The 24,366-nt window shown below is 40.4% G+C and carries 32 protein-coding genes and 2 pseudogenes; 8 read left to right on the forward strand and 26 right to left on the reverse strand.

All coding sequences use genetic code 11. The features are described from left to right. Both HT699_RS02130 and HT699_RS02135 read left to right on the forward strand, forming a co-directional pair. A pseudogene (locus HT699_RS02130) lies at positions 1–210 on the forward strand (transposase); the annotation flags it as partial. 16 nt (positions 211–226) lie between these two features. Then, positions 227–367 (forward strand): annotated as a pseudogene (locus HT699_RS02135) (helix-turn-helix domain-containing protein); the annotation flags it as partial. A 26-nt stretch (positions 368–393) separates the two neighbouring features. Here HT699_RS02135 and HT699_RS12115 read toward each other — a convergent pair. The 4 genes from HT699_RS12115 to HT699_RS02150 all read right to left on the reverse strand — a co-directional run bounded on the left by HT699_RS12115 (position 394) and on the right by HT699_RS02150 (position 3,121). After that, positions 394–630: a glycosyltransferase gene (locus HT699_RS12115; protein WP_255209663.1), complete on the reverse strand. Its 237-nt coding sequence runs from the start codon at positions 628–630 to the stop codon at positions 394–396. Positions 631–780: 150 nt separating this feature from the next. After that, positions 781–879, reverse strand: coding sequence for a hypothetical protein (locus HT699_RS12120; RefSeq protein WP_001810144.1), 99 nt, complete (start codon positions 877–879; stop codon positions 781–783). Between the two features lie 552 nt (positions 880–1,431). Beyond that, on the reverse strand, positions 1,432–1,566 hold the full coding sequence (locus HT699_RS11975; RefSeq protein WP_263595527.1) for a hypothetical protein: 135 nt from the start codon (positions 1,564–1,566) through the stop codon (positions 1,432–1,434). Between the two features lie 10 nt (positions 1,567–1,576). Further along, a complete protein-coding gene (locus tag HT699_RS02150; RefSeq protein ID WP_001025442.1) occupies positions 1,577–3,121 on the reverse strand; it encodes a peptide chain release factor 3 in 1,545 nt (514 codons plus the stop codon). A 212-nt stretch (positions 3,122–3,333) separates the two neighbouring features. On the opposite strand from HT699_RS02150, the gene gatC reads away from it, so the two are divergent. From gatC to nusB, 6 genes are all read left to right on the forward strand, one after another. Beyond that, positions 3,334–3,636: an Asp-tRNA(Asn)/Glu-tRNA(Gln) amidotransferase subunit GatC gene (gene gatC / locus HT699_RS02155; RefSeq protein WP_000705411.1), complete on the forward strand. Its 303-nt coding sequence runs from the start codon at positions 3,334–3,336 to the stop codon at positions 3,634–3,636. After that, complete coding sequence (gene gatA / locus HT699_RS02160) at positions 3,636–5,102, forward strand: Asp-tRNA(Asn)/Glu-tRNA(Gln) amidotransferase subunit GatA (RefSeq protein WP_000143715.1); 1,467 nt, start codon at positions 3,636–3,638, stop codon at positions 5,100–5,102. Before gatC ends, gatA begins: the two co-directional genes overlap by 1 nt. After that, on the forward strand, positions 5,102–6,544 hold the full coding sequence (gatB, locus tag HT699_RS02165) for an Asp-tRNA(Asn)/Glu-tRNA(Gln) amidotransferase subunit GatB (RefSeq protein ID WP_172934070.1): 1,443 nt from the start codon (positions 5,102–5,104) through the stop codon (positions 6,542–6,544). Before gatA ends, gatB begins: the two co-directional genes overlap by 1 nt. Positions 6,545–6,674: 130 nt before the next feature. Next, the gene (gene efp / locus HT699_RS02170; RefSeq protein WP_000568643.1) at positions 6,675–7,235 is read left to right on the forward strand and encodes an elongation factor P; all 561 of its coding nucleotides are present in this window, start codon (positions 6,675–6,677) and stop codon (positions 7,233–7,235) included. A 21-nt stretch (positions 7,236–7,256) separates the two neighbouring features. Further along, positions 7,257–7,646, forward strand: coding sequence for an Asp23/Gls24 family envelope stress response protein (locus tag HT699_RS02175; RefSeq protein ID WP_000510572.1), 390 nt, complete (start codon positions 7,257–7,259; stop codon positions 7,644–7,646). Then, positions 7,639–8,064 carry a transcription antitermination factor NusB gene (gene nusB / locus HT699_RS02180; RefSeq protein WP_000203649.1) on the forward strand — a complete coding sequence of 142 codons (426 nt, stop codon included), beginning with the start codon at positions 7,639–7,641 and terminating at the stop codon, positions 8,062–8,064. Before HT699_RS02175 ends, nusB begins: the two co-directional genes overlap by 8 nt. Before the next feature lie 113 nt (positions 8,065–8,177). On the opposite strand, the gene HT699_RS02185 is transcribed toward nusB, so the two are convergent. The 22 genes from HT699_RS02185 to HT699_RS02290 all read right to left on the reverse strand — a co-directional run bounded on the left by HT699_RS02185 (position 8,178) and on the right by HT699_RS02290 (position 24,356). After that, positions 8,178–8,945 (reverse strand): acetyl-CoA carboxylase carboxyl transferase subunit alpha, encoded by a 768-nt coding sequence (locus HT699_RS02185; protein ID WP_172934071.1) that lies wholly within the window; start codon positions 8,943–8,945, stop codon positions 8,178–8,180. Then, positions 8,942–9,808, reverse strand: a complete 867-nt coding sequence (gene accD, locus HT699_RS02190) for an acetyl-CoA carboxylase, carboxyltransferase subunit beta (RefSeq protein ID WP_172934072.1) — start codon at positions 9,806–9,808, stop codon at positions 8,942–8,944. The genes HT699_RS02185 and accD overlap by 4 nt, the downstream gene beginning before the upstream one ends. 36 nt (positions 9,809–9,844) lie before the next feature. Then, complete coding sequence (gene accC, locus HT699_RS02195) at positions 9,845–11,212, reverse strand: acetyl-CoA carboxylase biotin carboxylase subunit (RefSeq protein WP_172934073.1); 1,368 nt, start codon at positions 11,210–11,212, stop codon at positions 9,845–9,847. An 11-nt stretch (positions 11,213–11,223) separates the two neighbouring features. Beyond that, a complete protein-coding gene (gene fabZ / locus HT699_RS02200) occupies positions 11,224–11,646 on the reverse strand; it encodes a 3-hydroxyacyl-ACP dehydratase FabZ (RefSeq protein WP_000565515.1) in 423 nt (140 codons plus the stop codon). Then, positions 11,643–12,128: an acetyl-CoA carboxylase biotin carboxyl carrier protein gene (gene accB, locus HT699_RS02205; RefSeq protein ID WP_001052244.1), complete on the reverse strand. Its 486-nt coding sequence runs from the start codon at positions 12,126–12,128 to the stop codon at positions 11,643–11,645. The genes fabZ and accB overlap by 4 nt, the downstream gene beginning before the upstream one ends. 2 nt (positions 12,129–12,130) lie before the next feature. Next, positions 12,131–13,366, reverse strand: coding sequence for a beta-ketoacyl-ACP synthase II (gene fabF, locus HT699_RS02210; protein WP_172934074.1), 1,236 nt, complete (start codon positions 13,364–13,366; stop codon positions 12,131–12,133). A 21-nt stretch (positions 13,367–13,387) separates the two neighbouring features. After that, positions 13,388–14,119 (reverse strand): 3-oxoacyl-[acyl-carrier-protein] reductase, encoded by a 732-nt coding sequence (gene fabG, locus HT699_RS02215; RefSeq protein ID WP_000763053.1) that lies wholly within the window; start codon positions 14,117–14,119, stop codon positions 13,388–13,390. A gap of 33 nt (positions 14,120–14,152) precedes the next feature. After that, positions 14,153–15,073: an ACP S-malonyltransferase gene (gene fabD / locus HT699_RS02220; protein WP_023933124.1), complete on the reverse strand. Its 921-nt coding sequence runs from the start codon at positions 15,071–15,073 to the stop codon at positions 14,153–14,155. After that, positions 15,066–16,040: an enoyl-[acyl-carrier-protein] reductase FabK gene (gene fabK, locus HT699_RS02225; RefSeq protein WP_166730714.1), complete on the reverse strand. Its 975-nt coding sequence runs from the start codon at positions 16,038–16,040 to the stop codon at positions 15,066–15,068. Before fabK ends, fabD begins: the two co-directional genes overlap by 8 nt. 222 nt (positions 16,041–16,262) lie before the next feature. Continuing rightward, positions 16,263–16,487 carry an acyl carrier protein gene (locus tag HT699_RS02230; RefSeq protein ID WP_000257838.1) on the reverse strand — a complete coding sequence of 75 codons (225 nt, stop codon included), beginning with the start codon at positions 16,485–16,487 and terminating at the stop codon, positions 16,263–16,265. A 58-nt stretch (positions 16,488–16,545) separates the two neighbouring features. After that, positions 16,546–17,520 carry a beta-ketoacyl-ACP synthase III gene (locus tag HT699_RS02235; RefSeq protein WP_172934075.1) on the reverse strand — a complete coding sequence of 325 codons (975 nt, stop codon included), beginning with the start codon at positions 17,518–17,520 and terminating at the stop codon, positions 16,546–16,548. Next, on the reverse strand, positions 17,520–17,954 hold the full coding sequence (locus HT699_RS02240) for a MarR family transcriptional regulator (protein ID WP_000386348.1): 435 nt from the start codon (positions 17,952–17,954) through the stop codon (positions 17,520–17,522). The genes HT699_RS02235 and HT699_RS02240 overlap by 1 nt, the downstream gene beginning before the upstream one ends. A 93-nt stretch (positions 17,955–18,047) precedes the next feature. Beyond that, on the reverse strand, positions 18,048–18,833 hold the full coding sequence (locus HT699_RS02245) for an enoyl-CoA hydratase (protein WP_000400065.1): 786 nt from the start codon (positions 18,831–18,833) through the stop codon (positions 18,048–18,050). Positions 18,834–19,403: 570 nt separating this feature from the next. Next, positions 19,404–19,808 (reverse strand): type II toxin-antitoxin system HicB family antitoxin, encoded by a 405-nt coding sequence (locus HT699_RS02250; RefSeq protein ID WP_172928255.1) that lies wholly within the window; start codon positions 19,806–19,808, stop codon positions 19,404–19,406. A 48-nt stretch (positions 19,809–19,856) separates the two neighbouring features. Then, positions 19,857–20,042, reverse strand: a complete 186-nt coding sequence (locus tag HT699_RS02255; RefSeq protein ID WP_023935892.1) for a type II toxin-antitoxin system HicA family toxin — start codon at positions 20,040–20,042, stop codon at positions 19,857–19,859. Between the two features lie 340 nt (positions 20,043–20,382). Continuing rightward, complete coding sequence (locus HT699_RS02260; protein WP_172926333.1) at positions 20,383–20,793, reverse strand: DUF722 domain-containing protein; 411 nt, start codon at positions 20,791–20,793, stop codon at positions 20,383–20,385. A gap of 381 nt (positions 20,794–21,174) precedes the next feature. Next, positions 21,175–21,726: a hypothetical protein gene (locus HT699_RS02265; RefSeq protein ID WP_172926334.1), complete on the reverse strand. Its 552-nt coding sequence runs from the start codon at positions 21,724–21,726 to the stop codon at positions 21,175–21,177. A 10-nt stretch (positions 21,727–21,736) separates the two neighbouring features. Continuing rightward, on the reverse strand, positions 21,737–22,588 hold the full coding sequence (locus tag HT699_RS02270) for a phage major capsid protein (RefSeq protein WP_172934076.1): 852 nt from the start codon (positions 22,586–22,588) through the stop codon (positions 21,737–21,739). Positions 22,589–22,744: 156 nt separating this feature from the next. Beyond that, positions 22,745–22,981 (reverse strand): HK97 gp10 family phage protein, encoded by a 237-nt coding sequence (locus tag HT699_RS12125; protein WP_345789791.1) that lies wholly within the window; start codon positions 22,979–22,981, stop codon positions 22,745–22,747. Positions 22,982–23,065: 84 nt separating this feature from the next. Next, positions 23,066–23,260, reverse strand: a complete 195-nt coding sequence (locus HT699_RS02280) for a hypothetical protein (protein ID WP_045605734.1) — start codon at positions 23,258–23,260, stop codon at positions 23,066–23,068. 89 nt (positions 23,261–23,349) lie between these two features. After that, complete coding sequence (locus tag HT699_RS02285; protein WP_000344069.1) at positions 23,350–23,505, reverse strand: hypothetical protein; 156 nt, start codon at positions 23,503–23,505, stop codon at positions 23,350–23,352. Between the two features lie 5 nt (positions 23,506–23,510). Continuing rightward, positions 23,511–24,356, reverse strand: coding sequence for an ATP-binding protein (locus HT699_RS02290; protein WP_172934077.1), 846 nt, complete (start codon positions 24,354–24,356; stop codon positions 23,511–23,513). Positions 24,357–24,366: the final 10 nt, after the last annotated feature.

Genomic DNA, 24,366 nt, shown 5'->3' on the forward strand with positions numbered 1-24,366 from the left:
TTGAAGACACCTCATGTTATTATCATGGACAATGCTAGTTTTGATCCCAAGAACATTTTGGATGAACTCTGCATCCAAGATAAACACTTTTTCTTACCTCTACCGCCATATTCACCGGATTTGAATCCTATTGAGCAAGCTTGGGCTATCTTGAAAAAGAAAGTAACAGATTTATTAAGGGAAGTCCCAACTATTTTTGAATGTTTGGAACGCTTTTTAAAACTAAATGACTATAACAGCTATTGCCCAAGGAAAGAAAACAAAGAAACAAGCCTGTGTCGAACTTAATCTTTCTGAAAGACAAATCAATCGTCTGCTACTAGTCTATCAACAGAAAGGAAAAGAAACCTTCAGACACGGAAACAGAGAATTGGAAGATTTTTTATTTGTGTCTTAAATCAGGTCTTGCGTGACATTTTCTGCTCTCCACATACCATTGTTGATTAACAGAACACCAGAATTAAAATTATGTGTATAAAAATCATCTCTAACTGCAGCTAAGGGTATATCCGTCAAGTCCAAATCCCACAGCTCATCTATCGATTTTCTTACAACAATATCTAAATCCAAATACAGTACACGAGACTCGCTTACATACTTTGGAATAAAATACCTAAAAAAGCCGCATATGAAAGTCCCTCAAAGGGGAGACGATAACCTTTCAGAATACTACTGTCAATCTAAACATTCACAATCTCACTATTCAAAGTCTCTAGTCTTTTTTCCATCAATTGGAACCATTCTCGCGGAAGGTCATCATTAAAAACATAAAACTTAAGATTATAATAGATGAACACAAAGAGATTTTATTGTTGTTTCAACTTTATCCATATAAGCATTATCTGCACCTAAGACAATCGCTTTTTTCTCTTCTTTCACTCTTTATCTCATTTCTTTTTATTCCCATCATATGTTTCTACGTAACCATTATTTTCGCCTATTCGTTCGTAAAACCATACCAGTGGAGATTTTAGATGAAGTCCCATTACGGTTTACAATTTTTACATTACGACACGGAGTTTTACAAATCGATTTCATTTGCCAAACGTAGTTAGTAAGGCAGTTAGCTAGGCTACCTACTTTCTGCTACAACGGAAAAATCCACTAATCAATATTATTCGTGGATTTTTCCTAGTGAAGCGTTTAGGTAAGCCGATTGTTATACTACGACACGTAGTTTGACCAATCGATTCTATTTGCCAAACGTAGTTAGTGAGGCAGTTAGCTAGACCGCTCACTACCAGTTACGACGTAAAGTTTTACGAATAATATCGATTCGTAAAACTTTACTAGTGGAGCGCCTAGCCAAGTTCCATAGAAACTTGGCGTTAGTTACTTAGATTGTTACACAATCAAGTAACTTTACTGAACTACGACACTGAGTTTTACAAATCGATTCCATTTGTAAAACTCAGTTAGTGAAGCAGTTAGCTAGTTCGCTTCTTTCCCATTACGACGGAAAAGTCCACGAATCGATACCATTCGTGGATTTTTCCTAGTGAAGCGTTTAGGTAAGCCGCCATAGCGGTTACCGTCAAATGACAGCAACTTTATGTTGCTAGTCATTTGTAACGATTTACATCTTCTCTTCCAACTCTACATCTGGATACTTGTCCGCAAACCAACGGAGAGCAAAGTCATTTTCAAAGAGAAAGACTGATTGGTCGAAACGGTCTTTAGCCAAGATATTGCGGCTTGATGACATGCGTTCATCCAAGTCCTCAGGTTTAATCCAACGAACGGTCTTTTTACCCATTGGGCTCATGACCACTTCTGCATTGTACTCGCCTTCCATACGGTGCTTAAAGACTTCAAACTGAAGTTGACCAACAGCTCCCAGCATGTACTCGCCTGTTTGGTAATTCTTATAAAGCTGAATAGCTCCTTCTTGCACCAATTGCTCGATTCCCTTGTGGAAAGATTTTTGTTTCATAACGTTCTTAGCAGATACTTTCATGAAAATTTCAGGAGTAAAGGTTGGCAGCGGTTCAAACTCAAACTTGTTTTTTCCAACTGTCAAAGTGTCACCAACCTGATAAGTACCTGTATCGTAAACCCCGATGATATCACCTGCCACGGCATTGGTTACATTCTCACGACTTTCCGCCATAAACTGAGTCACATTCGACAGTTTAGCCCCCTTACCAGTACGAGGCAGGTTAACACTCATACCGCGCTCAAATTCACCAGATACGATACGGACAAAGGCAATGCGGTCACGGTGACGAGGGTCCATATTGGCTTGGATTTTAAAGACAAATCCTGAAAAATCCTTGTCGTAAGGATCCACAATTTCGCCATCTGTTTTCTTGTGTCCATGTGGTTCTGGAGCAAACTTAAGGAAAGTCTCAAGGAAGGTCTGCACACCAAAATTTGTCAAAGCCGAACCGAAGAAGACAGGTGTCAATTCTCCAGCAAGGATAGCTTCCTCTGAAAACTCATTTCCAGCTTCATTTAAAAGTTCAATATCATCTTTTACCTGCTCGTAGAAAGGATTGCTGCTAAAAAGCTTGTCCCCATCTTCTAAACTGGCAAAACGCTCATCCCCCTTATAGAGCTCCAAGCGTTGGTTATAGAGGTCATAGAGCCCTTCAAAAGCTTTCCCCATCCCGATTGGCCAGTTCATCGGATAGCTCGCAATACCCAAGACTTCTTCCAATTCTTGCAAGAGGTCCAGTGGCTCACGACCGTCACGGTCTAGCTTGTTCATAAAGGTAAAGACTGGAATACCACGGTGTTTGACAACTTCAAACAATTTCTTTGTCTGCGCCTCGATACCCTTGGCAGAGTCCACGACCATGACCGCAGCATCCACCGCCATCAAGGTACGATAGGTATCTTCTGAGAAATCCTCATGCCCTGGTGTGTCAAGGATATTCACGCGCTTGCCATCGTAGTCAAACTGCATCACAGATGAAGTAACCGAAATCCCACGTTGCTTCTCGATATCCATCCAGTCAGACTTGGCAAAAGTCCCTGTTTTCTTTCCTTTTACGGTACCAGCCTCACGAATCTCGCCCCCAAAGTAGAGCAACTGCTCAGTGATGGTTGTTTTCCCCGCGTCTGGGTGAGAGATGATGGCAAAGGTACGACGTTTCTTAATTTCTTCTTGAATATTCATAAGTCCTCTTTCTTTGATTCTCTATTTTTCTTGTTTCAATAGCTAAGAATGATTTTTACATTGGATTTTACCATTCCTTTCAACACTCCATTATATCGGATTTTAGCATTTTTTTCAATTTCTATTTCTTTTCACTTCCCCCTCCCTTATTTATAGGAAAATATGGTAAAATAGAACAGACTAAAAATCATCATTTCACGAAAGGATGTAAGATGAAAATTACGCAAGAAGAGGTAACACACGTTGCCAATCTTTCAAAATTAAAATTCTCTGAAGAAGAAACTGCTGCCTTTGCAACGACCTTGTCTAAAATTGTTGACATGGTTGAATTGCTGGGCGAAGTTGACACAACTGGTGTCGCACCTACTACGACCATGGCTGACCGCAAGACCGTACTCCGCCCTGATGTGGCTGAAGAAGGAACAGACCGTGATCGCTTGTTTAAAAACGTACCTGAAAAAGACAACTACTATATCAAGGTACCAGCTATCCTAGACGATGGAGGAGATGCCTAATGACTTTCAACAATAAAACCATTGAAGACTTGCACAATCTCCTTGTCTCTAAGGAAATTTCTGCAACAGAATTAACACAAGCTACGCTTGAAGATATCAAGTCTCGCGAGACAGCTATCAACGCTTTTGTTACCATCGCTGAAGAGCAAGCTCTTGTTCAAGCTAAAGCCATTGATGAAGCTGGAATTGACACTGATAATGTCCTTTCAGGAATTCCGCTTGCAGTAAAGGATAACATCTCTACAGACGGTATTCTCACAACCGCTGCCTCAAAAATGCTCTACAACTACGAGCCGATCTTTGATGCAACTGCGGTTGCTAATGCAAAAGCCAAGGGCATGATTGTCGTAGGAAAAACTAACATGGACGAATTTGCCATGGGTGGTTCTGGTGAGACTTCTCACTACGGAGCAACTAAAAATGCTTGGGACCACAGCAAGGTTCCTGGTGGTTCATCAAGTGGTTCAGCTGCAGCTGTAGCCTCAGGACAAGTCCCCTTGTCACTTGGTTCTGATACGGGTGGTTCCATCCGCCAACCTGCTGCCTTCAACGGGATCGTTGGTCTCAAACCAACCTACGGAACAGTTTCTCGTTTCGGTCTCATTGCCTTCGGTAGCTCATTAGACCAAATCGGACCTTTCGCACCAACTGTTAAGGAAAATGCCCTCTTGCTCAACGCTATTGCCAGCGAAGATGCTAAAGACTCTACTTCTGCTCCTGTCCGCATCGCCGACTTTACTTCAAAAATCGGCCAAGACATCAAGGGCATGAAAATTGCTTTGCCTAAGGAATACCTAGGAGAAGGAATTGATCCAGAGGTTAAGGAAACAATCTTAAACGCGGCCAAACACTTTGAAAAATTGGGTGCTATCGTCGAAGAAGTCAGCCTTCCTCACTCTAAATACGGTGTTGCCGTTTATTACATCATCGCTTCATCAGAAGCTTCATCAAACTTGCAACGTTTTGACGGTATCCGTTACGGCTACCGCGCAGAAGATGCGACTAATCTTGATGAAATCTATGTAAACAGCCGTAGCCAAGGTTTTGGTGAAGAAGTGAAACGCCGTATCATGCTGGGTACTTTCAGTCTTTCATCAGGTTACTACGATGCCTACTACAAGAAGGCTGGACAGGTCCGTACACTTATCATTCAAGATTTCGAAAAAGTCTTCGCGGATTATGATTTGATTTTGGGTCCAACTGCTCCAAGTGTTGCCTATGACTTGAATTCTCTCAACCATGACCCAGTTGCCATGTACTTAGCCGACCTATTGACCATACCTGTAAACTTGGCAGGACTGCCTGGAATTTCGATTCCTGCTGGATTCTCTCAAGGTCTACCTGTCGGACTCCAATTGATTGGTCCCAAGTACTCTGAGGAAACCATTTACCAAGCTGCTGCTGCTTTTGAAGCAACAACAGACTACCACAAACAACAACCCGAGATTTTTGGAGGTGACAACTAATGAACTTTGAAACAGTCATCGGACTTGAAGTCCACGTAGAGCTCAACACCAATTCAAAAATCTTCTCACCTACTTCTGCCCACTTCGGAAATGATCAAAATGCCAACACTAACGTGATTGACTGGTCTTTCCCAGGAGTTCTGCCAGTTCTCAATAAAGGGGTTGTCGATGCCGGAATCAAGGCTGCTCTTGCCCTCAACATGGACATCCACAAAAAGATGCACTTTGACCGCAAGAGCTACTTCTATCCTGATAACCCCAAAGCCTACCAAATTTCTCAATTTGATGAACCAATCGGATATAATGGCTGGATTGAAGTCGAACTAGAAGACGGTACGACCAAGAAAATCGGTATCGAACGTGCCCACCTAGAGGAAGACGCTGGTAAAAACACCCATGGTACAGATGGCTACTCTTATGTTGACCTCAACCGCCAAGGGGTTCCCTTGATTGAGATTGTATCTGAGGCAGATATGCGTTCTCCTGAAGAAGCCTATGCTTATCTGACAGCCCTCAAGGAAGTTATCCAGTACGCTGGCATTTCTGACGTTAAGATGGAGGAAGGTTCGATGCGTGTGGATGCCAACATCTCCCTTCGTCCTTATGGTCAAGAGAAATTCGGTACCAAGACTGAATTGAAGAACCTCAACTCCTTCTCAAACGTTCGTAAAGGTCTTGAATACGAAGTCCAACGCCAGGCTGAAATTCTTCGCTCAGGTGGTCAAATCCGCCAAGAAACACGCCGTTACGATGAAGCGAATAAAGCAACCATCCTCATGCGTGTCAAGGAAGGGGCTGCTGACTACCGCTACTTCCCAGAACCAGACCTACCCCTCTTTGAAATTTCTGACGAGTGGATTGAGGAAATGCGGACTGAGTTGCCAGAGTTTCCAAAAGAACGTCGTGCGCGTTATGTATCTGACCTTGGTTTATCAGACTACGATGCTAGTCAGTTGACTGCTAATAAAGTCACTTCTGACTTCTTTGAAAAAGCTGTTGCCCTAGGTGGTGATGCCAAACAAGTCTCTAACTGGCTCCAAGGGGAAGTCGCTCAGTTCTTGAATGCTGAAGGTAAAACACTGGAACAAATCGAATTGACACCAGAAAACTTGGTTGAAATGATTGCCATCATCGAAGACGGTACTATTTCATCTAAGATTGCCAAGAAAGTCTTTGTCCATCTAGCTAAAAATGGCGGTGGCGCGCGTGAATACGTGGAAAAAGCAGGTATGGTTCAAATTTCAGATCCAGCTATCTTGATCCCAATCATCCACCAAGTCTTTGCCGATAACGAAGCTGCTGTTACCGACTTCAAGTCAGGCAAACGTAACGCCGACAAGGCCTTTACAGGATTCCTTATGAAGGCAACCAAAGGCCAAGCCAACCCACAAGTTGCCCTTAAACTACTTGCACAGGAATTGGCGAAGTTGAAAGAAGATTAATATGTAAAAGAAACCAGCCTTGAGGTTGGTTTTTTCTCCCCTACCATCTCCCAATAACTATTTTGGCTTTATTTCCAGAAGATTTTATGGTAAAATGAAGAGTAATAATATTTATTAAAGAGGTAAAAACATGATTGAAGCAAGCAAATTGAAAGCTGGTATGACATTTGAAACTGCAGACGGAAAATTGATCCGCGTTTTGGAAGCTAGCCACCACAAACCAGGTAAAGGGAACACAATCATGCGTATGAAATTGCGTGATGTCCGTACTGGTTCTACATTTGATACAAGCTACCGTCCAGAAGAAAAATTCGAACAAGCTATTATCGAAACTGTTCCAGCTCAATACTTGTACAAAATGGATGAAACTGCCTACTTCATGAACACTGAAACTTACGACCAATACGAAATACCAGTCGTAAATGTTGAAAATGAGTTGCTTTACATCCTTGAAAACTCTGATGTGAAAATCCAATTCTACGGAACTGAAGTAATCGGTGTAACTGTACCAACTACTGTTGAATTGACAGTTGCTGAAACACAACCATCTATCAAAGGTGCTACTGTTACAGGTTCTGGTAAACCAGCAACCATGGAAACTGGACTTGTTGTCAACGTTCCAGACTTCATCGAAGCTGGACAAAAATTGATCATCAACACTGCAGAAGGAACTTACGTTTCTCGTGCCTAATCTCTAGAAAGAGGTCATTCTATGGGAATTGAAGAACAATTTGGCGAAATCGTTATCGCTCCACGTGTACTTGAAAAAATCATTGCCATCGCAACTGCTAAAGTTGATGGTGTCCACTCATTTTCAAATAAATCCGTATCTGACACCCTATCAAAACTCTCTCTTGGTCGCGGCGTCTACTTAAAAGAAAACAATGAAGAGCTAACTGCTGACATCTATCTCTATCTTGAGTACGGTGTGAAAGTACCAAAAGTAGCTATTGCTATTCAAAAAGCAGTCAAAGATGCTGTCCATGATATGGCTGATGTGGAACTTTCTGCTGTCAATATCCATGTTACAGGAATTGTTCCAGACAAAACACCTAAACCAGAGTTGAAAGATCTATTTAACGAGGACTTCCTCAATGACTAGTCCATTATTAGAATCTAGACGCGAACTTCGTAAAGGCGCTTTTCAAGCTCTTATGAGCCTTGAATTCGACACAGATATGGAAACAGCTTGTCGCTTTGCCTACACACATGACCGTGAAGATGCAGATGTGCAAATCCCAGCCTTTCTTCTAAATTTGGTTTCTGGTGTTCAAGCACAAAAAGACGAGTTGGATACACAAATCAACCAGCACCTCAAGTCAGGCTGGACAGTTGAACGTTTGACTTTGGTCGAAAAAAACTTACTACGCTTGGGTATCTTTGAAATCACATCATTTGATACACCTCAGCTGGTAGCAGTCAATGAAGCTATTGAACTCGCTAAGAATTTTTCAGATCAAAAATCAGCCCGCTTTATCAACGGACTGCTCAGCCAGTTTGTAACAGAAAAAAATGAATAATCGAAAAGGTGTTTGGTCTTCCAAGCACCTTTTACTTCGTCCTTGATACAGAGTAAGAACCACATAAAAACTAGAACTAACTGCCAGTTCTAGTTTTTGCGTATTCTGAGGTATTAGTATTTTCTAAATCGTTGATAGCGTTCTTCCAGCAACTCTTCTAGCGGTTTTTGTGAAAGTCTAGCCAGCTCAGCTTGAAGTTCTTTCTTGACACTCTTAATCAGTTCTTTACTAGAAAGTCCTATTTCAGAAATCACCTTATCCACCACGTCCATTTCTAACAGTTCATGCGAAGTGATTTTCATCAGTTCTGCTGCTTCCATGGCGCGAGTACCGTCCTTCCATAAAATGGAAGCAAATCCTTCTGGACTGAGAATGGCATAGATAGAATTTTCCAGCATCCAGACACGGTCCGCGACAGCTAGAGCCAGAGCACCGCCTGAACCACCTTCACCGATAATAATGGCGATAATAGGAACTTTCAGGTCACTCATTTCCATGAGATTGCGAGCGATAGCTTCCCCTTGACCACGTTCTTCCGCTCCGACACCAGGATAAGCACCTGCTGTATTGATAAAGGTCACAACTGGACGGCCAAATTTCTCAGCCTGTTTCATCAACCGTAGGGCCTTTCGGTAGCCTTCTGGATGTGGTTGGCCAAAATTCCGTTTGAGGTTGTCTTGCAAACTCTTGCCTTTTTGGATACCAACCACTGTTACAGCTTGGTCTCCAAGCCAACCAATACCACCAACAACTGCACCATCATCACGAAAAGAACGGTCACCATGTAATTGGATAAATTCATCAAAAATGCCTGTCGCAAAGTCCAAGGTTGTCAAGCGACTCTGCTCACGCGCTTCTCTGACTATTTTTGCAATATTCATCTAGGACTCCCTTCGTGCAATCTGACTAGGCTAGCAATCATATCTGGTAAGTCTCTTCTTTTGACAATAGCATCCACAAAGCCATGTTCTAATAGGAATTCTGCCTTTTGGAAATCCTCAGGCAAGCTTTCACGAACCGTATTTTCAATCACACGACGCCCAGCAAAACCAACCAAACTTTGTGGTTCAGCTAAAATGATATCGCCTTCCATAGCGAAAGAAGCTGTCACACCACCTGTCGTTGGATCTGTCAAAATGGTCAAGTAAAAGAGACCAGCATTTGAATGCCGTTTAACTGCTGCAGAGATCTTGGCCATCTGCATGAGACTCATGATTCCTTCCTGCATACGGGCTCCACCAGAGGCTGTGAAGAGGACAACTGGCAATTTTTCGACAGTCGCATACTCAAACAAACGAGTGATTTTTTCACCTACAACCGTACCCATAGAAGCCATGATAAAGTTGGAATCCATAATCCCAAGAGCCACAGTCTGACCTTTTATAAGAGCTGTTCCTGTCACAACGGCTTCATCCAGACCTGTTTTTTCACGCATAGTTGCTAGTTTCTTTTGATAACCAGGGAAATGCAAGGGATCCTTGCTTTCAATCCCTGTAAACAATTCCTTGAAGGTTCCCATATCAATCGTCAAAGCCAAGCGTTCTTGGGCAGAAATACGAAAGGTGTAGCTACAATGTGGACAGATACGCTCACTTCCCAGATCCTTCTGATAGATGGTATGCTTACAGCCTGGACACTGGGAAAATAATTCATCTGGAACCTCTGGCTTAGCTTGAGGTTTTTCCCTAACCGAACGATTGGGATTGATTCGAATATACTTATCTTTTTTACTAAATAGAGCCATTGATTCCCCTTTTCGGTTTAAACTCTTGAAGTCATTTTATTCTTTTTCTTGATATTTGGGTAAGAAGGTTTCCATTAAGAAGGAAGTATCGTAATCTCCAGCAATGACATTGCGATCTGAAATGAGGTCAAGCTGGAAATCTGCATTGGTCTGCACCCCTTCAATCTCTAATTCATAGAGGGCACGTTGCATTTTCATCAAGGCATCAAAACGGTTTTCACCGTGTACGATGATTTTGGCAATCATACTATCATAATAAGGCGGAATGGTATAACCTGGATAAACTGCTGAATCCACGCGCAAGCCAACTCCACCACTTGGTAGATAGAGATTAGTAATCTTACCTGGACTAGGAGCAAAGTTAAAGGCTGGATTTTCTGCATTGATACGACACTCGATAGCATGCCCTCTTAGAACAATATCTTCTTGCTTAACAGACAGAGGCTGACCTGCCGCAATGCGAATCTGTTCCTTAACGATATCCACACCTGAAACAAACTCTGTTACTGGATGCTCTACCTGAACACGAGTATTCATTTCCATGAAATAGAATTTCCCACTGGCTTCATCAAGCAGAAACTCAATGGTCCCTGCATTCTCATAGCCAACAGACTCTGCCGCTCGAACAGCAGCAGCACCGATTTCATGGCGCAACGTTTTTCCGATTGCAATTGAAGGGCTTTCTTCCAAAACCTTTTGGTTATTCCGTTGAAGAGAACAATCCCGTTCCCCCAAGTGAATCACATTCCCATGCTCATCTCCTAGGATTTGAACCTCAATGTGACGAGCTGGATAGATAACCCGTTCAATGTACATGGCACCATTGCCATAGTTGGCCTTGGCTTCACTAGAGGCCGTTTCAAAGGCTGAAACGAGGTCTTCTGGTTTTTCAACCTTACGAATCCCTTTACCACCTCCACCTGCTGAAGCCTTGAGCATAACAGGGTAGCCAATTTTTTCAGCAACAATCAAAGCTTCCTCAGAGTTATGCACTTCTCCATCTGAACCTGGAATGACTGGAACACCAGCTTTGATCATCTGAGCACGTGCATTGATTTTGTCTCCCATCATATCCATGACATGACCAGATGGGCCGATAAACTTGATACCTACTTCTTCACACATGGTCGCAAATTTGGAATTTTCACTGAGAAATCCAAAACCAGGGTGAATAGCTTCTGCCTCAGTCAAGACTGCAGCTGATAGAACTGCATTAATATTGAGATAAGACTCTGTTGCCTTGCCAGGACCAATACAAACTGCTTCATCTGCCAAAAGCGTATGAAGAGCTTCCTTATCAGCAGTTGAATAAACCGCTACCGTCGCAATCCCCAATTCACGTGCCGCACGGATAATACGAACCGCAATTTCACCACGATTGGCAATTAAAATTTTTCGAAACATGGAGAACCTCCTTAGTTCCCAATTGCAAAAGTAAGGGTACCACTGGCTGCAAGTTTGCCATCCACTTCAGCCTTTGCTTCAACCACAGCTATGGTGCCACGACGTTTTACAAAAGTCGCTGTCATAACCAATTGGTCGCCTGGTACAACTTGCTTCTTGAACTTAACCTTGTCCATACCAGCGTAAAAGACCAGTTTTCCTTTATTTTCAGGTTTTGATAACTCCAACACACCAGCAGTTTGCGCCAAGGCTTCCATAATCAGAACACCTGGCATAACTGGGTATTGAGGAAAATGACCATTAAAGAAAGGCTCGTTGATGGTCACATTTTTGATAGCAACAATGGTATCCTCGCTCACTTCCAAGACACGGTCCACTAGAAGCATAGGATAACGGTGGGGAAGGGCTTCTTTGATTCCTTGAATATCGATCATTTGATACGTACCAATCCTTTACCAAACTCAACCATTTCTTCGTTAGAGACGAGAATTTCCGTTACCACACCATCCTTAGGAGCTGGGATTTCATTCATGACTTTCATGGCTTCGATAATGACCAATGTTTGACCTTTTTTGACACTATCACCAACTGTAACGAAGGCAGGTTTATCTGGTCCAGCAGCCAAGTAAACCACTCCAACAAGTGGACTCTCTACAAGATTTCCCTCAGTAGCCACACTTGCTTCAGCTGGAGCTGGAACTTCTTCTGCTACAGTCTCTGCTGGAGCAGATGTAGGAGCTACTGGACTCGGTGTTGCTAGAACGGGTGCTGGAGCGACTTGAGTTGCAACTTCAGGCACAGGTCTCGCTTCATTCTTGCTAAACTGCAACTCATCCGTCCCATTTTTATAAGAAAATTCTCTCAAACTTGACTGGTCAAATTGAGTCATCAAGTCTTTAATATCGTTTAAATTCATACTTATCTATTCTCCCAACGTTTGAAAGCAAGAACTGCATTGTGGCCTCCAAAACCAAAAGTATTTGAAATAGCGTATGGAATTTCTTTCTCCAAGCCTTGTCCATAAACGACATTAGCTTCGATATAATCTGATACTTCACTTGTCCCAGCTGTCATTGGTACAAAGTTATGACGCATAGCTTCGATGGTGACGATAGCTTCTACTGCACCCGCAGCCCCCAGCAAATGTCCTGTAAAAGACTTGGTTGATGATACAGGTACTTCCTTACCAAGAACAGCTACGATAGCACCACTTTCTCCTTTTTCATTGGCAGGAGTTGACGTTCCGTGAGCATTGACATAGGCTACTTGCTCTGGAGAAATCTCAGCTTCTTCCAAGGCTAGTTTGATGGCCTTGATAGCTCCCTGACCTTCTGGATGTGGAGAAGTCATGTGGTAGGCATCACAAGTATTTCCGTAACCAACCACTTCAGCCAGGATAGTAGCTCCACGTTTTTCAGCGTGTTCAAGACTTTCTAGAACCAACATCCCTGAACCTTCACCCATAACAAACCCATTGCGATCCTTATCAAATGGGATCGAAGCACGAGTTGAATCCTCTGTAGTAGAGAGAGCTGTTAAGGCTTGGAAACCAGCGATGGCAAAAGGTGTGATAGAAGCTTCTGTTCCTCCCACCAACATCACATCTTGGAAACCAAACTTAATAGAGCGGAAGGCATCCCCAATCGCATCATTTGATGAAGAGCAGGCAGTATTGATAGATTTACAAACACCGTTTGCACCAAAACGCATGGCTACATTCCCAGAAGCCATATTTGGTAAAGCTTTTGGAAGAGTCATTGGTTTGACACGTTTGGGCCCTTTTTCATGAAGGCGAAGTACCTGATCTTCAATTTCCTTGATTCCACCAATACCAGATGCAACGATAACACCAAAACGATCCCTATTAAGAGCCTCTACATCAAGATTGGCATGATTTACAGCCTCTTGGGCTGCATACAAGGCATATAAAGAATAGTTATCAAAACGGTTGGTATCTTTTTTTACAAAGTATTTATCGAACGGAAAATCTTGGATTTCTGCCGCATTATGCACATCAAAATCACTATGATCAAATTTTGTAATGCCACCAATGCCGATTTTCCCAGTTGCTAAACTATTCCAAAATTCTTCTGGTGTATTTCCGATTGGAGATGTTACTCCATAACCTGTTACCACTACTCGATTTAGTTTCATTCTTTTCACCTCTAGCTTTCGCTACATACTTAAGCCACCATCAATGGCAACCACTTGACCAGTTAGATAATCTTGGCCTGCTAAAAATACTGTCAAATCTGCAACCTGCTCTGCCTGCCCAAATTCTTTCATCGGAATCTGAGCTAGTGTAGCTTCCTTAATCTTATCTGATAAGATAGCTGTCATATCAGACTCAATCATTCCTGGAGCAATCACATTGACTCGTATATTCCGACTAGCAACCTCACGTGCCACAGACTTGGTAAAGCCAATCAAGCCAGCCTTAGAAGCAGCATAGTTAGCTTGACCAATATTCCCCATCAAACCAACAACACTAGACATATTAATGATAGCACCTTCTCTAGCTTTCATCATCGGTTTCAAGACTGATTGTGTCATATTAAAGGCACCAGTCAGATTGACCTTGAGCACTTTTTCAAAATCTGCTTCTGTCATCTTGAGCATAAGAGTATCTTGGGTAATCCCTGCATTGTTGACCAAAACATCTACTGAACCCAGTTCTGCAATAGCTTGATCAATCATACGCTTAGCGTCTGCAAAATCTGATACATCTCCTGAAATGGGAACCACCTTGATACCATAGTTTGAAAACTCAGCGAGCAATTCTTCTGAGATTGCCCCACGACTGTTTAAGACAATGTTGGCTCCTGCTTGAGCAAACTTGTGGGCGATGGCAAGACCAATTCCACGACTCGAACCTGTAATAAAGATATTTTTATGTTCTAGTTTCATTTTTTTCCTTTCAAAACTTCTACTTATTTTAGTCTATTTTTCTAAAAGTGCTACTAAACTCGCTTGATCTTCCACATGAGCTAAGTGAGCAGTTTGATCAATTTTTTTAACAAAGCCTGACAAGACTTTCCCCGGTCCAATCTCGATAAAGTTGCTTATGCCTGCTTCTTGCATGACCCCAATACTTTCATAGAAACGAACGGGTTCCTTGACCTGACGCGTCAAGAGCTGAGCAATGTCCTCTTTTTGCATCACAGCAGCTTCTGTATTGCCGACTAGGGGACAAGTAAAATCTGAAAAACTTACCTGAGCTAGAGTTTCAGCTAGTTTCTGGCTAGCTGGCTCAAGGAGAGCGGTGTGAAAGGGACCTGACACCTTAAGAGGAATCAAGCGTTTGGCACCTGCTTCTTGCAAAAGTTCAACCGCTCGATCAACTGCAACCACTTCTCCAGCAATGACGATTTGTGCAGGTGTGTTATAGTTGGCTGGAGTAACCACTCCAAGTTCAGAAGCTTTTTGACAGGCTTCTTCAATGACCTCTACTGGCGTATTGAGAACTGCTACCATCTTGCCAGAGTCAGCAGGAGCCGCTTCTTCCATATAGGCTCCACGCTTAGCTACCAAGGCAACCGCATCTTCAAAATCCAAGGCGCCGCTTGCCACCAAGGCAGAGTATTCTCCAAGAGATAAACCAGCAACCATATCAGGCTGATAGCCCTTTTCTTGCAATAAACGGTAGATAGCAACCGAAGTCGCTAGAATGGCTGGTTGCGTATAGCGGGTCTGATTGAGTTTGTCTTCTTCCCTATCGATGAGATAACGCAAATCATAACCGAGCACCTGACTCGCTCGATCAATCGTTTCTTTGACAATAGGGTAGTGATCATAGAGATCCCGTCCCACCCCTAGATACTGGGCACCTTGACCAGCAAATAAAAAGGCTGTTTTAGTCATTTCTTACAACTCCTGCCCAGCGAGAGGCTTCTTCTTGAATTTTCTTAGCTGCTCCGTAATACAAATCTTTTAGGATTTCTTCAGCTGTTTCTTCTTTAGAAACAAGCCCTGCGATTTGACCTGCCATGACAGAGCCACCATCCACATCACCGTGAACAACTGCTTTGGCTAGGGCGCCTGCTCCCATTTGTTCAAAGATTTCTAAATCAGGATCTTCCTGCTTAAAGGCATCTTTTTCAGCCAGTTCAAAATCTCTAGTCAACTGATTTTTAATAGCACGAACAGCATGACCAAAGTGCTGAGCTGAAATCGTAGTATCAATATCCCTTGCTTTTAAAATTTTCTCCTTGTAGTTTGGATGGGCATTCGACTCTTTTGCAACTACAAACCGTGTCCCCACCTGTACAGCCTCTGCACCTAGCATAAAGCCAGCCGCAGCACCTTCACCATCCGCAATTCCTCCTGCAGCAATAACAGGAATAGATACAGCTGTGGCTACCTGTCGCACCAAGGTCATGGTTGTTAATTTACCGATATGCCCCCCAGCTTCCATTCCTTCTGCAATAACAGCGTCTGCACCGATTTTTTCCATGCGTTTAGCTAAAGCAACACTAGGAACGACAGGAATAACTGTAATCCCTGCTTCATGGAAACGTTCCATGTATTTACCAGGATTTCCTGCACCTGTTGTCACTACCTTAACACCTTCCTCGATAACGAGATCTACAATATCTTCCACAAAGGGAGACAAGAGCATGATGTTGACACCAAAAGGTTTATCCGTCAATGATTTGATTTTATCAATATTTGCCTTGACAACTTCTTTCGGGGCATTCCCCCCACCGATAATCCCTAGTCCTCCAGCTTTAGAAACAGCCCCTGCTAAATCACCATCAGCAACCCAAGCCATTCCTCCTTGAAAGATAGGATAATCAATGTTCAATAATTCTGTAATACGCGTTTTCATAGTGCCTCCATCGTTTCTTGCTTACGTAATAGTTCGATACTGTCATAATTTGACAATCAAACTATTGCCTAAACAAGAGGGAGCGGGTTTCCCTACTCCTTCTATCTATATTCTGCTTATACTCTTCGAAAATCAAATTCAAACCACGTCAGCGTCACCTTGCCGTACTCAAGTACAGCCTGCGGCTAGCTTCCTAGTTTGCTCTTTGATTTTCATTGAGTATTATTTTGTTTGCTCTTCAACGTAGGCAACCAAGTCACCAACTGTTTTCAAGTCATCTTCTGCTTCGATTTGGATATCAAAAGCATCTTCGATTTCTGAGATTACTTGGAACAAGTCCAATGAATCAGCGTCCAAATCATCAAAAGTTGATTCAAGTGTTACTTCTGATGCATCTTTTCCAAGTTCTTCAACGATAATTTCTTGTACTTTTTCAAATACTGCCATGATAGGACTCCTTTAAAATAAATAGTTTTTTATAACAATGTGTTCACCACATGATTACCTAAATTGTAAGAATGAGCGTGCCCCAGGTCAAGCCTCCACCGAAGCCTGATAGCAGAACAGTCTGACTACCATCTAAAGGGATGAGGCCTTGTTCTACACACTCTGAAAGTAAAATCGGGATACTGGCTGCACTGGTATTGCCATATTCCATCATATTGGCTGGAAGTTTGTCTCGGTCAACACCAATTTTTCTAGCCATCTTATCCAAAATACGGATATTAGCCTGATGCAATAGCAGATAATCCAAGTCTGTCGCCTCTATAGGAGATTCTTCAATAGTCTGCTTGATAGACTTGGATACATCTCGAATGGCAAAATCAAAGACTGCGCGTCCATCCATCTTCAAAAATGAATCTGCACTTTCTTGATCTGAAAATGGAGAATGCAAACCTGAATGCCCATAAGTTAAACACTCACTGCGACTTCCATCGCTATTGAGACTCTCAGCTAAGAAATTCTCTTGCTCGCTAGCTTCTAACAAGACACCACCAGCACCATCTCCAAACAACACAGCTGTTGATCGATCCGACCAATCGACTGCCTTAGAGAGGGTTTCACTACCAATCACCAAGCCTTTTTGAAAGCGACTAGAAGCGATAAACTTTTCAGCAGTTGAAAGAGCAAATACAAATCCACTGCAAGCCGCGGTTAAGTCAAAAGCAAAGGCTTTATTAGCACCAATATTAGCTTGAACACGAGCAGCTGTAGAGGGCATCATCGAATCTGGAGTAATGGTAGCTAGGATGATAAAATCCAGTTCCTCTCCTATTATTCCAGCTTTTGCCATCAGTTTCTTAGCAACTTCCGTAGCCAAATCACTGGTAGATTCTGTTCTTGAAATATGCCTTTGTCGTATTCCCGTTCGACTTGAAATCCACTCATCATTGGTATCCATAATCTGAGCCAAGTCGTGATTTGTAACCACTTGCTCTGGCACATAATGAGCAACCTGGCTTATTTTTGCAAAAGCCATTATTTCAAATCCTCCAAAAATTGGTAAAGATTAGTCAACCCTTTGCTCATAACATCAATTTCTTCCTCGCTCATGCCATCAATAATTTTTTCTACCATGGCCTTGTGGAAGCGTTTATGCAGTCTATGGATCAAGCGCCCCTTCTTTGTCAAATGCAGATGCACCACACGACGATCCTGTTCTGACCGAACTCGCTCAATGTATCCCTTACGCTCTAAATTGTTCAAACTTGTCGTAACAGTTCCAAGAGTTACCATCAACTCTTTTGACACTTGACTTGGAGTCACATCTGGAGCCTTACCGATGACATCAATCGTATGCATTTCTTTGATGGAGATATCCTTAAAACGACTACCTCTCAAGTTCACTTCCTCAATTACAAGGACATTGTTAAATATAGATGTTAAATATTCATTGATTCGTTGGTAGTCCATTTTTCATATCCCTCCTTCTTCAAAAAACTTTTACAATCAAAACATTTGACAGAAAGAATTATATCAAAATTCAAAGAATGATGCAAGTATTTTTTATTTTCCTGTAAATTTAGGTCTTCTTCTCTCCGAATGAGCTCGCACTCCTTCTTTGAAATCCTCTGTTTGAGCTAAGGATTTCTGTAGGTTCAGTTCTAAAGTAGCGTAACCCTGCCAGTCTTTAAACTGGCTCTCCCAAACCAACTTCTTAATGGCAGCATAGGAATTACTTGAAGCACGTCTTAATTTTTTAAGAAGCTGTTCTCTCGTCTTTTCAAGTTTTTCAGCTTCAGAAACGCGGTAAACCAACCCCCATTCTAGGGCTTTTTCTGCCGTTAAAGCCTCTCCTGTCATAGCTAATTGAGCAGCACGCGTCACACCGATACTGCGGCTCAAGAGATGAATTCCCCCTGCATCTGGAGCCAAACCAACACCAACAAAGGCTTGGATAAACTTAGCCTTATCCGTCGCCAAACAGAAATCTGCCGCAACAGCCATATTCGCTGCGGCACCTGCAACAGCACCGTCAACTTCCATTAAAACAGGTTTGGCTATTTGCTTGATTTTATAAGAAATCGTATTGACCAACTCTGCGATTTTTGTCAATGATGGAATATCATCCTCATCCACTGCCCGCTTCATCTCTACCAAATCTCCCCCAACTGAGAAGACCTTTCCATTGGCATTGATTAAGATAAAATGCACAGCTGGATTTTCTTCTGCCAGAGTCAAGGCTTCTAAGATCTCCTCACACATGGGAATATGGAAACCATTAGCGACATCAGGACGGTTTAAAGTAATAATTGCCAAATCCTCTTCAAGCTGATAAATAATATGTTCCATCAGGGCTCCTTTTTATTTTATAAGCAGTTTATACTCTTCGAAAATCTCTTCAAACCGCGTCAGCTTCCATCTGCATCCTCAAAACAGTATTTTGAGCTGACTTCNNGCAGTGCTTTGAGCTGACTACGGCTAGCTTCCTAGTTTGCTCTTTGATTTTCATTGAGTATTGAATTATTTTATTTGCAAAGTATATCTTTTTCAGGAGCAGAAAGCAAGAAAAAATTGACTGAAAGTGTCTCAGCCGATTGGAAAGGCTCGCTTTATCCTATAAAGCATCTTATTTTCTTCATTGAAAAAAGCCTTTCTTTCTGCTATAATCGTATATTACCTTTTGCAACTTTCTTTTTACCAATTTACAGCTCCTAAACCCTTGATATTACTGAGTTTTTAAAAAATCACATTTCAATAGATATCATTAAAAGTTCTTAAAAATTCTCAAAAAGTCCACAAAAAAAGCCCTCAAAAAGGGCAATAAATAATGAGTTCAGCAGGCAAGAAACTAGCACAATCAAACGTGCTTTTTTTATTGCTGATAGGTATATTATACCATGAAGTACGTACTTTATGACGTTATACCTGTAATTCTTCTCTGATCGCTTTTTGTAGTAGCTGACTGAAATTGATTTTATTTTCTTTACCAACTTCAACCAACCAACTAGGTAGGGTTACAGTCTTATTGACAATCTTAGAACGTTCGCGCTCTCTAACTAGTTCCGTATCTACTGAGATAGCTTGCAGAATATCCTCATCACTGCCAAGTTGACTAGCCAAAGCCTTAAAACTTGAAGGTCCTGGAAACTCTTTGCCTTCATCTTCAAACATGATTGTATAAATTTCTAGCACCTCACGGGCCTTATAAATTGCCTCGTTTAAGGTGTCAGCCTCGCTAACTGCTCCTTGAAAATCAGGGAACGTGATTGTATAACCGCCGTTTTCTGTATCCACTTCAAATAGTGCCAAGTAAGTGTATTTCATAATCTGATAATAACCAATGACCGCCCCAATATAGGGGAGGGAGCTTTTTTACTCCCCTTCCAATACTTTCAAAATCTTGCCAAGTGTTCCAGGTCTATAATCGTTTTCTTTTGGTTTAGGTATCGTGACCGTTCTTCCATCTGGATGTTTCCAAACTTCATGCGAACCTTTACCAAAAGCTGTTTTGATAAACCCTTTTTTCTTAGCGAGTTTCTTTAGTTCTCTTTCGGTCATCGGTTTCTCCTTTCCGTATCTTTAATTATATTATACACTTGTTTGAAATATTTGTCAATGTGTAACACGTATTTTTTACACTTGTTTTTATAACCTCACAAAAGCCCCCAGATTCGTTTCTAAGGGCTTGTAGTTTGTCCGTGGTGTTTTAAACAAAGCAAAAGAAAGGGTAGGAGCTTAATTTCTTCCCCTAAATTTCTTCATTTTTCAAAACTAATCATTTTTCTGGTAAATTGGCCAGTTTTTACCCCCTTTTTGTCTGGAGGTCTCCGACTTGGAAAAAGTTCCCTTCACCGGTTCCCAGAGGCTTCAAAAAATTTTTTTCAACGTGGGGGGAGTGTCAATATCCTTTCAGTTCTATAAATCTTTTAGCGATTGCTTTTCTTCGACTATTTATATAACGAGTAGTTTTATTTAGTTTCTCTGCCACGTCTTCCCAAGTCGCACCAGCTTCTAAATATCTCATTTTAAAAATTACTAGATCACTTTCAATTAAGTTTTCCATCAAGGTATCTACAACTAGTTTGAAGCCTTCTAAATATCTTAGTGTTTGGTCTTCTTCAATTCTAATAATTGTCGTTTCAGTAGGACTAGATACTGTCTTGCCTTTCCCACCAGTATAATCTTCAGTGCTATGTTTCTTATTATGTATCAGTTCCTGTCTTCTCAAATAAATTTTATTAGCAAGCGTTCTATATCGTCCTAACTCAATATCTATCCCGTCCAGGTCTCTGTTACTCAACTCGTACATAGGCAAGTACCTCCACTTAAATTTAAAAAATTTTTTATCTTTCAATTTGTCAAATTGTAAATTCTGTCAAACTGACAAAAAGCGCTAAAAGCCTTCCAACACTCCACTTACCAGGTATCATTGTTTTAAGTTTGACAACTATTCAATATGACAATTTAAAGAAGTATCCCTCTAATTTATTCCCCAGTTTCTCTTATCTTACATTCTGTGAAACTCACCCCATTCTATAACTTACTGATATACATGGCTTCCAAGCCTATACTCTATTTTAGTTTATGCTTTCTTCATTTTGTGAAACTAATTTACTAAAATTAAAAACAAGGCCATTTTTGATATAGCTATCAATTTCTTGATATTCAAATCAGCCTTGTTTCTAATGAACTACTCTTTACCTAAATACTCTTTAATCTTACGATATTCCTTAGAAAAATTCATATGCCCACTGACATCAGGATTTAAGAACGGAAGGATGCTTGTTGGATTTACTTCTGTCCGATATACTTCAAGAGAATGCTCCTGAGTTATTTCTCCAACTACGCCTTTATGTATTTCTTCTACATCTTTCTTTAGTGCTTGAATTTCATCGTAGGCATCTAAAATTATACTAAGTTTCTTCTGGTAACGTTTATAGATTTTCTTTTCTTCAGCTCTTCGCTTAGTCTCTTTAAAGATATATTCAAATATCGCTGCCTTTGCCTCCCAGAAATAAGTATCATACTCTTTCTCTAAAAGATTGATTGATTCACTCATTTTAGCAATTTGTTCTAAGGAAGTAGCATTATCCTCAAAAAAAGAATCAATATTATCAAATAAAACCTTCTTCTCTCCAGTAATTGTTTTTCTTTTTTCTTCCAACTTTGTTCTTGCTTTTGCAATCTTATCTTTTTTATCATCAAGATTTTCTAATATTGATAATACTTCTCTAATATCCATCCCCTATCTCCTAATTCCATTTTATAAAGAAAGCGCAAGCCGTTTCAATTTTCTTCACAACGAAACGAGTATAAAGCATTAAACTCATTCCATAAATAACGGATTCACTTACCCAACGTAAGCTATTTTTATTTCTTTCAAATAAAGTAGCGAAATTGTACAAATCCCCAACGAAAGCAACTTTATCGCCTTTTACTCCTAGTACTTCATCAGACACAACAATAACATCATCAACGTATAAGTTTTCTGAGTATCGTTCTTTCTTGTTAATTTTTAAAATATAATTTCCATCACTAGATTTCTCTTTATCTAAAAACTTAAATAGCGACTGACTTAATACAAGAGTATTATGACGTTCAGGATTCAAATCGTTTATGGTGTCTTTCAATTCGTCAAAATTAGAAACATTTTTTTCAGGTGCTTCTTTTAGAATTTTTCCAATTTCAATATTACGTGTTTTACGACAAAGACGGGTAATTTTGTTACTTAAGAAGTCTAATATATTATATTCTCCATCATCAACTTGTTCAGACGATAAGGGGATACGGCCTGAAAATGTCTTGTGTTCGAACTTAGTTCTAATCTGTTTTTTTCTAAGTTCTACAATTTCACTTTCTCTAAACTCTTCCGATTCAAGTTCTGATAGATGTTCATCGTCAAAACCTACAGTTTCATATGTTCCACCAGTACCCGTATACTCAATCACATTAACAAGATCCACTAGTTCTTTTCCTTCTTCAGGAACGTCATAGATACTTGTTATATCTTGTGATAATATTAAACCTGTTTTTGAATTTTTATCATCGATACTCATTCCTCTACTTCTTACATACTTTTCTACCAAACTAAATTTTTTAGCCATTTTATACTCCTTTATCTTATTTTTTAGATTATCTGCCTATTTTTTTTATTTTTTGTTCAAATTTCTCTTTTATTTTTTCCTCTACTGGTTTTATGTGAGGAATTGCTTTGCTGCGTCCCCCATTTCTTAATACATGTCCATGTTCTAATAAATGAGTTAATCTATATGTTGGATCTGCATTGCATTATAGATTACAAAAGAACCTTTAGAATTTTTCTTAAAGCGCCAATTTTTCGCATATTTCCCATATCTTTTAGGACTTGTTTGTTTCAATTCATTCACTGCTTCATTTGTAACCTCTTCAGCAATTAAATCTATCTGTTCTTCAACTTCTTCAGAATAAGCTTCCAAAGTTTTAGCAATTTCATTTGCTAAATCACTCGTTAAACTCATTTTACCCTCCTTTATCTCTTTATTGCTCCTCGTTGTTTATAATTTTTTCTAAAGTTCTTAGCTCTTAGCTTTTCTTTTAGAACTCTACGAGCTTTTAAAATCATTTTTTCTAACTGTTGATTTTGTGTTTTCGTCAGCATATTTTTCTAGTATTTCATGGTTCCCACTTTCTAAACTGCTATCTTCATTTTTACATTTTGAAAATATTTTCTGTCTTTTTTCCGGATCAATAGAAAACTTACTAGCTACCACATACCCTAATGAAGTATCTACCGTCATCTTCTTCACCTCCTTTCTTCTCAAGCAAAAAAGGGCATACCACTAGCATCATATGCTTACGGTATGCCCCTGAGTTGTTCTCAATAGACTTATTTTTTAGTTTCTTTTTTGACTAGATGAGTAAATTTCCCATCTGAGTAGACTAAAGTTATCTCTCCAAATCTTGGAACTTTTTCTATCTCTATTATACCACATTTTTCGTAGACAATAAAGCCTTTTTCTGTTGAAAATTTCATTTCATCCATATCTATTAACCTTTCTCTCCTCTCACTGTATTAATCGTATATCGCTTATCTTTGATTGTGAAAGCCTTAAAAGTGTTCCCCTCTAAACCTTTCAAAATTCTACTTGAGTTTCTAGCATTATAAACAGTCCGCAGTTCACTACTATCTAGGTTCGTGTTGAAAATCGTAGTTTCTCGATTATTGATAATATCAAACAAGAAATCCTGTTCCCAATCGCTCTTAGGTGTTACCGTCCCATTTTTTGCCCCCAGGTCATCGATAATTAGAAAATCAACATCAACAAGCTTTTTAACCGCCTCATATTCTGTTAAGTTTGCATTTCTTCCATAAGCCCAGCCTTCTTTTATCTGCTTGATAATCTCGGTTAAGCTAACAAATAAAACACTCTTAGGATCGTTCTTCTCTCTGAAACTCTCATTGATTTCTTTGGCCAGGGCAAGCGATAAATGACTTTTTCCTATTCCTGTGCTACCGCTGATTAAAGTATTTCCCGTCATACCTGCAAGGTATTTCTGGGCTTGACCCTTTACAAACTCTAACATCTGACCTTCCTCTGTAGTCTTAACAAAGAAATTATCAAATGTCGCTCCCTTTAACTCTTTAGGAATTGTACTATCACGCATTAATACATCATAAGTTTTAAAATATGTTTGTCTATCATCAAACCGCTGTAATAGGTCTTTCTCTTTTTGTTTAATATCCCCCTTCACACACTTCGGGCAAAATGATTGTATTTTTCTTTCTGAACTCCCTACTACAGGTATAGAAATTTCCCAGTAATTTACCTGATGAATATCACAAACTTTATCCGATATTTTTCTGTTATTGAACTCTTTAAATTGTTCCTTCATCCTTGCAACT

Source organism: Streptococcus sp. 1055 (genome assembly GCF_013276815.1).
Classification (GTDB): Bacteria; Bacillota; Bacilli; order Lactobacillales; family Streptococcaceae; genus Streptococcus; species Streptococcus pseudopneumoniae.

What these genes read in the sequence shown, in the direction of transcription:
- HT699_RS11975 (WP_263595527.1), bottom strand. Translation starts at nt 1,566, where the DNA reads ATGACTAGCAACATAAAGTTGCTGTCATTTGACGGTAACCGCTATGGC.
- HT699_RS02150 (WP_001025442.1), bottom strand. Translation starts at nt 3,121, where the DNA reads ATGAATATTCAAGAAGAAATTAAGAAACGTCGTACCTTTGCCATCATC.
- gatC (WP_000705411.1), top strand. Translation starts at nt 3,334, where the DNA reads ATGAAAATTACGCAAGAAGAGGTAACACACGTTGCCAATCTTTCAAAA.
- gatA (WP_000143715.1), top strand. Translation starts at nt 3,636, where the DNA reads ATGACTTTCAACAATAAAACCATTGAAGACTTGCACAATCTCCTTGTC.
- gatB (WP_172934070.1), top strand. Translation starts at nt 5,102, where the DNA reads ATGAACTTTGAAACAGTCATCGGACTTGAAGTCCACGTAGAGCTCAAC.
- efp (WP_000568643.1), top strand. Translation starts at nt 6,675, where the DNA reads ATGATTGAAGCAAGCAAATTGAAAGCTGGTATGACATTTGAAACTGCA.
- HT699_RS02175 (WP_000510572.1), top strand. Translation starts at nt 7,257, where the DNA reads ATGGGAATTGAAGAACAATTTGGCGAAATCGTTATCGCTCCACGTGTA.
- nusB (WP_000203649.1), top strand. Translation starts at nt 7,639, where the DNA reads ATGACTAGTCCATTATTAGAATCTAGACGCGAACTTCGTAAAGGCGCT.
- HT699_RS02185 (WP_172934071.1), bottom strand. Translation starts at nt 8,945, where the DNA reads ATGAATATTGCAAAAATAGTCAGAGAAGCGCGTGAGCAGAGTCGCTTG.
- accD (WP_172934072.1), bottom strand. Translation starts at nt 9,808, where the DNA reads ATGGCTCTATTTAGTAAAAAAGATAAGTATATTCGAATCAATCCCAAT.
- accC (WP_172934073.1), bottom strand. Translation starts at nt 11,212, where the DNA reads ATGTTTCGAAAAATTTTAATTGCCAATCGTGGTGAAATTGCGGTTCGT.
- fabZ (WP_000565515.1), bottom strand. Translation starts at nt 11,646, where the DNA reads ATGATCGATATTCAAGGAATCAAAGAAGCCCTTCCCCACCGTTATCCT.
- accB (WP_001052244.1), bottom strand. Translation starts at nt 12,128, where the DNA reads ATGAATTTAAACGATATTAAAGACTTGATGACTCAATTTGACCAGTCA.
- fabF (WP_172934074.1), bottom strand. Translation starts at nt 13,366, where the DNA reads ATGAAACTAAATCGAGTAGTGGTAACAGGTTATGGAGTAACATCTCCA.
- fabG (WP_000763053.1), bottom strand. Translation starts at nt 14,119, where the DNA reads ATGAAACTAGAACATAAAAATATCTTTATTACAGGTTCGAGTCGTGGA.
- fabD (WP_023933124.1), bottom strand. Translation starts at nt 15,073, where the DNA reads ATGACTAAAACAGCCTTTTTATTTGCTGGTCAAGGTGCCCAGTATCTA.
- fabK (WP_166730714.1), bottom strand. Translation starts at nt 16,040, where the DNA reads ATGAAAACGCGTATTACAGAATTATTGAACATTGATTATCCTATCTTT.
- HT699_RS02230 (WP_000257838.1), bottom strand. Translation starts at nt 16,487, where the DNA reads ATGGCAGTATTTGAAAAAGTACAAGAAATTATCGTTGAAGAACTTGGA.
- HT699_RS02235 (WP_172934075.1), bottom strand. Translation starts at nt 17,520, where the DNA reads ATGGCTTTTGCAAAAATAAGCCAGGTTGCTCATTATGTGCCAGAGCAA.
- HT699_RS02240 (WP_000386348.1), bottom strand. Translation starts at nt 17,954, where the DNA reads ATGGACTACCAACGAATCAATGAATATTTAACATCTATATTTAACAAT.
- HT699_RS02245 (WP_000400065.1), bottom strand. Translation starts at nt 18,833, where the DNA reads ATGGAACATATTATTTATCAGCTTGAAGAGGATTTGGCAATTATTACT.
- HT699_RS02250 (WP_172928255.1), bottom strand. Translation starts at nt 19,808, where the DNA reads ATGAAATACACTTACTTGGCACTATTTGAAGTGGATACAGAAAACGGC.
- HT699_RS02255 (WP_023935892.1), bottom strand. Translation starts at nt 20,042, where the DNA reads ATGACCGAAAGAGAACTAAAGAAACTCGCTAAGAAAAAAGGGTTTATC.
- HT699_RS02260 (WP_172926333.1), bottom strand. Translation starts at nt 20,793, where the DNA reads ATGTACGAGTTGAGTAACAGAGACCTGGACGGGATAGATATTGAGTTA.
- HT699_RS02265 (WP_172926334.1), bottom strand. Translation starts at nt 21,726, where the DNA reads ATGGATATTAGAGAAGTATTATCAATATTAGAAAATCTTGATGATAAA.
- HT699_RS02270 (WP_172934076.1), bottom strand. Translation starts at nt 22,588, where the DNA reads ATGGCTAAAAAATTTAGTTTGGTAGAAAAGTATGTAAGAAGTAGAGGA.
- HT699_RS12125 (WP_345789791.1), bottom strand. Translation starts at nt 22,981, where the DNA reads ATGAGTTTAACGAGTGATTTAGCAAATGAAATTGCTAAAACTTTGGAA.
- HT699_RS02280 (WP_045605734.1), bottom strand. Translation starts at nt 23,260, where the DNA reads ATGACGGTAGATACTTCATTAGGGTATGTGGTAGCTAGTAAGTTTTCT.
- HT699_RS02285 (WP_000344069.1), bottom strand. Translation starts at nt 23,505, where the DNA reads ATGGATGAAATGAAATTTTCAACAGAAAAAGGCTTTATTGTCTACGAA.
- HT699_RS02290 (WP_172934077.1), bottom strand. Translation starts at nt 24,356, where the DNA reads ATGAAGGAACAATTTAAAGAGTTCAATAACAGAAAAATATCGGATAAA.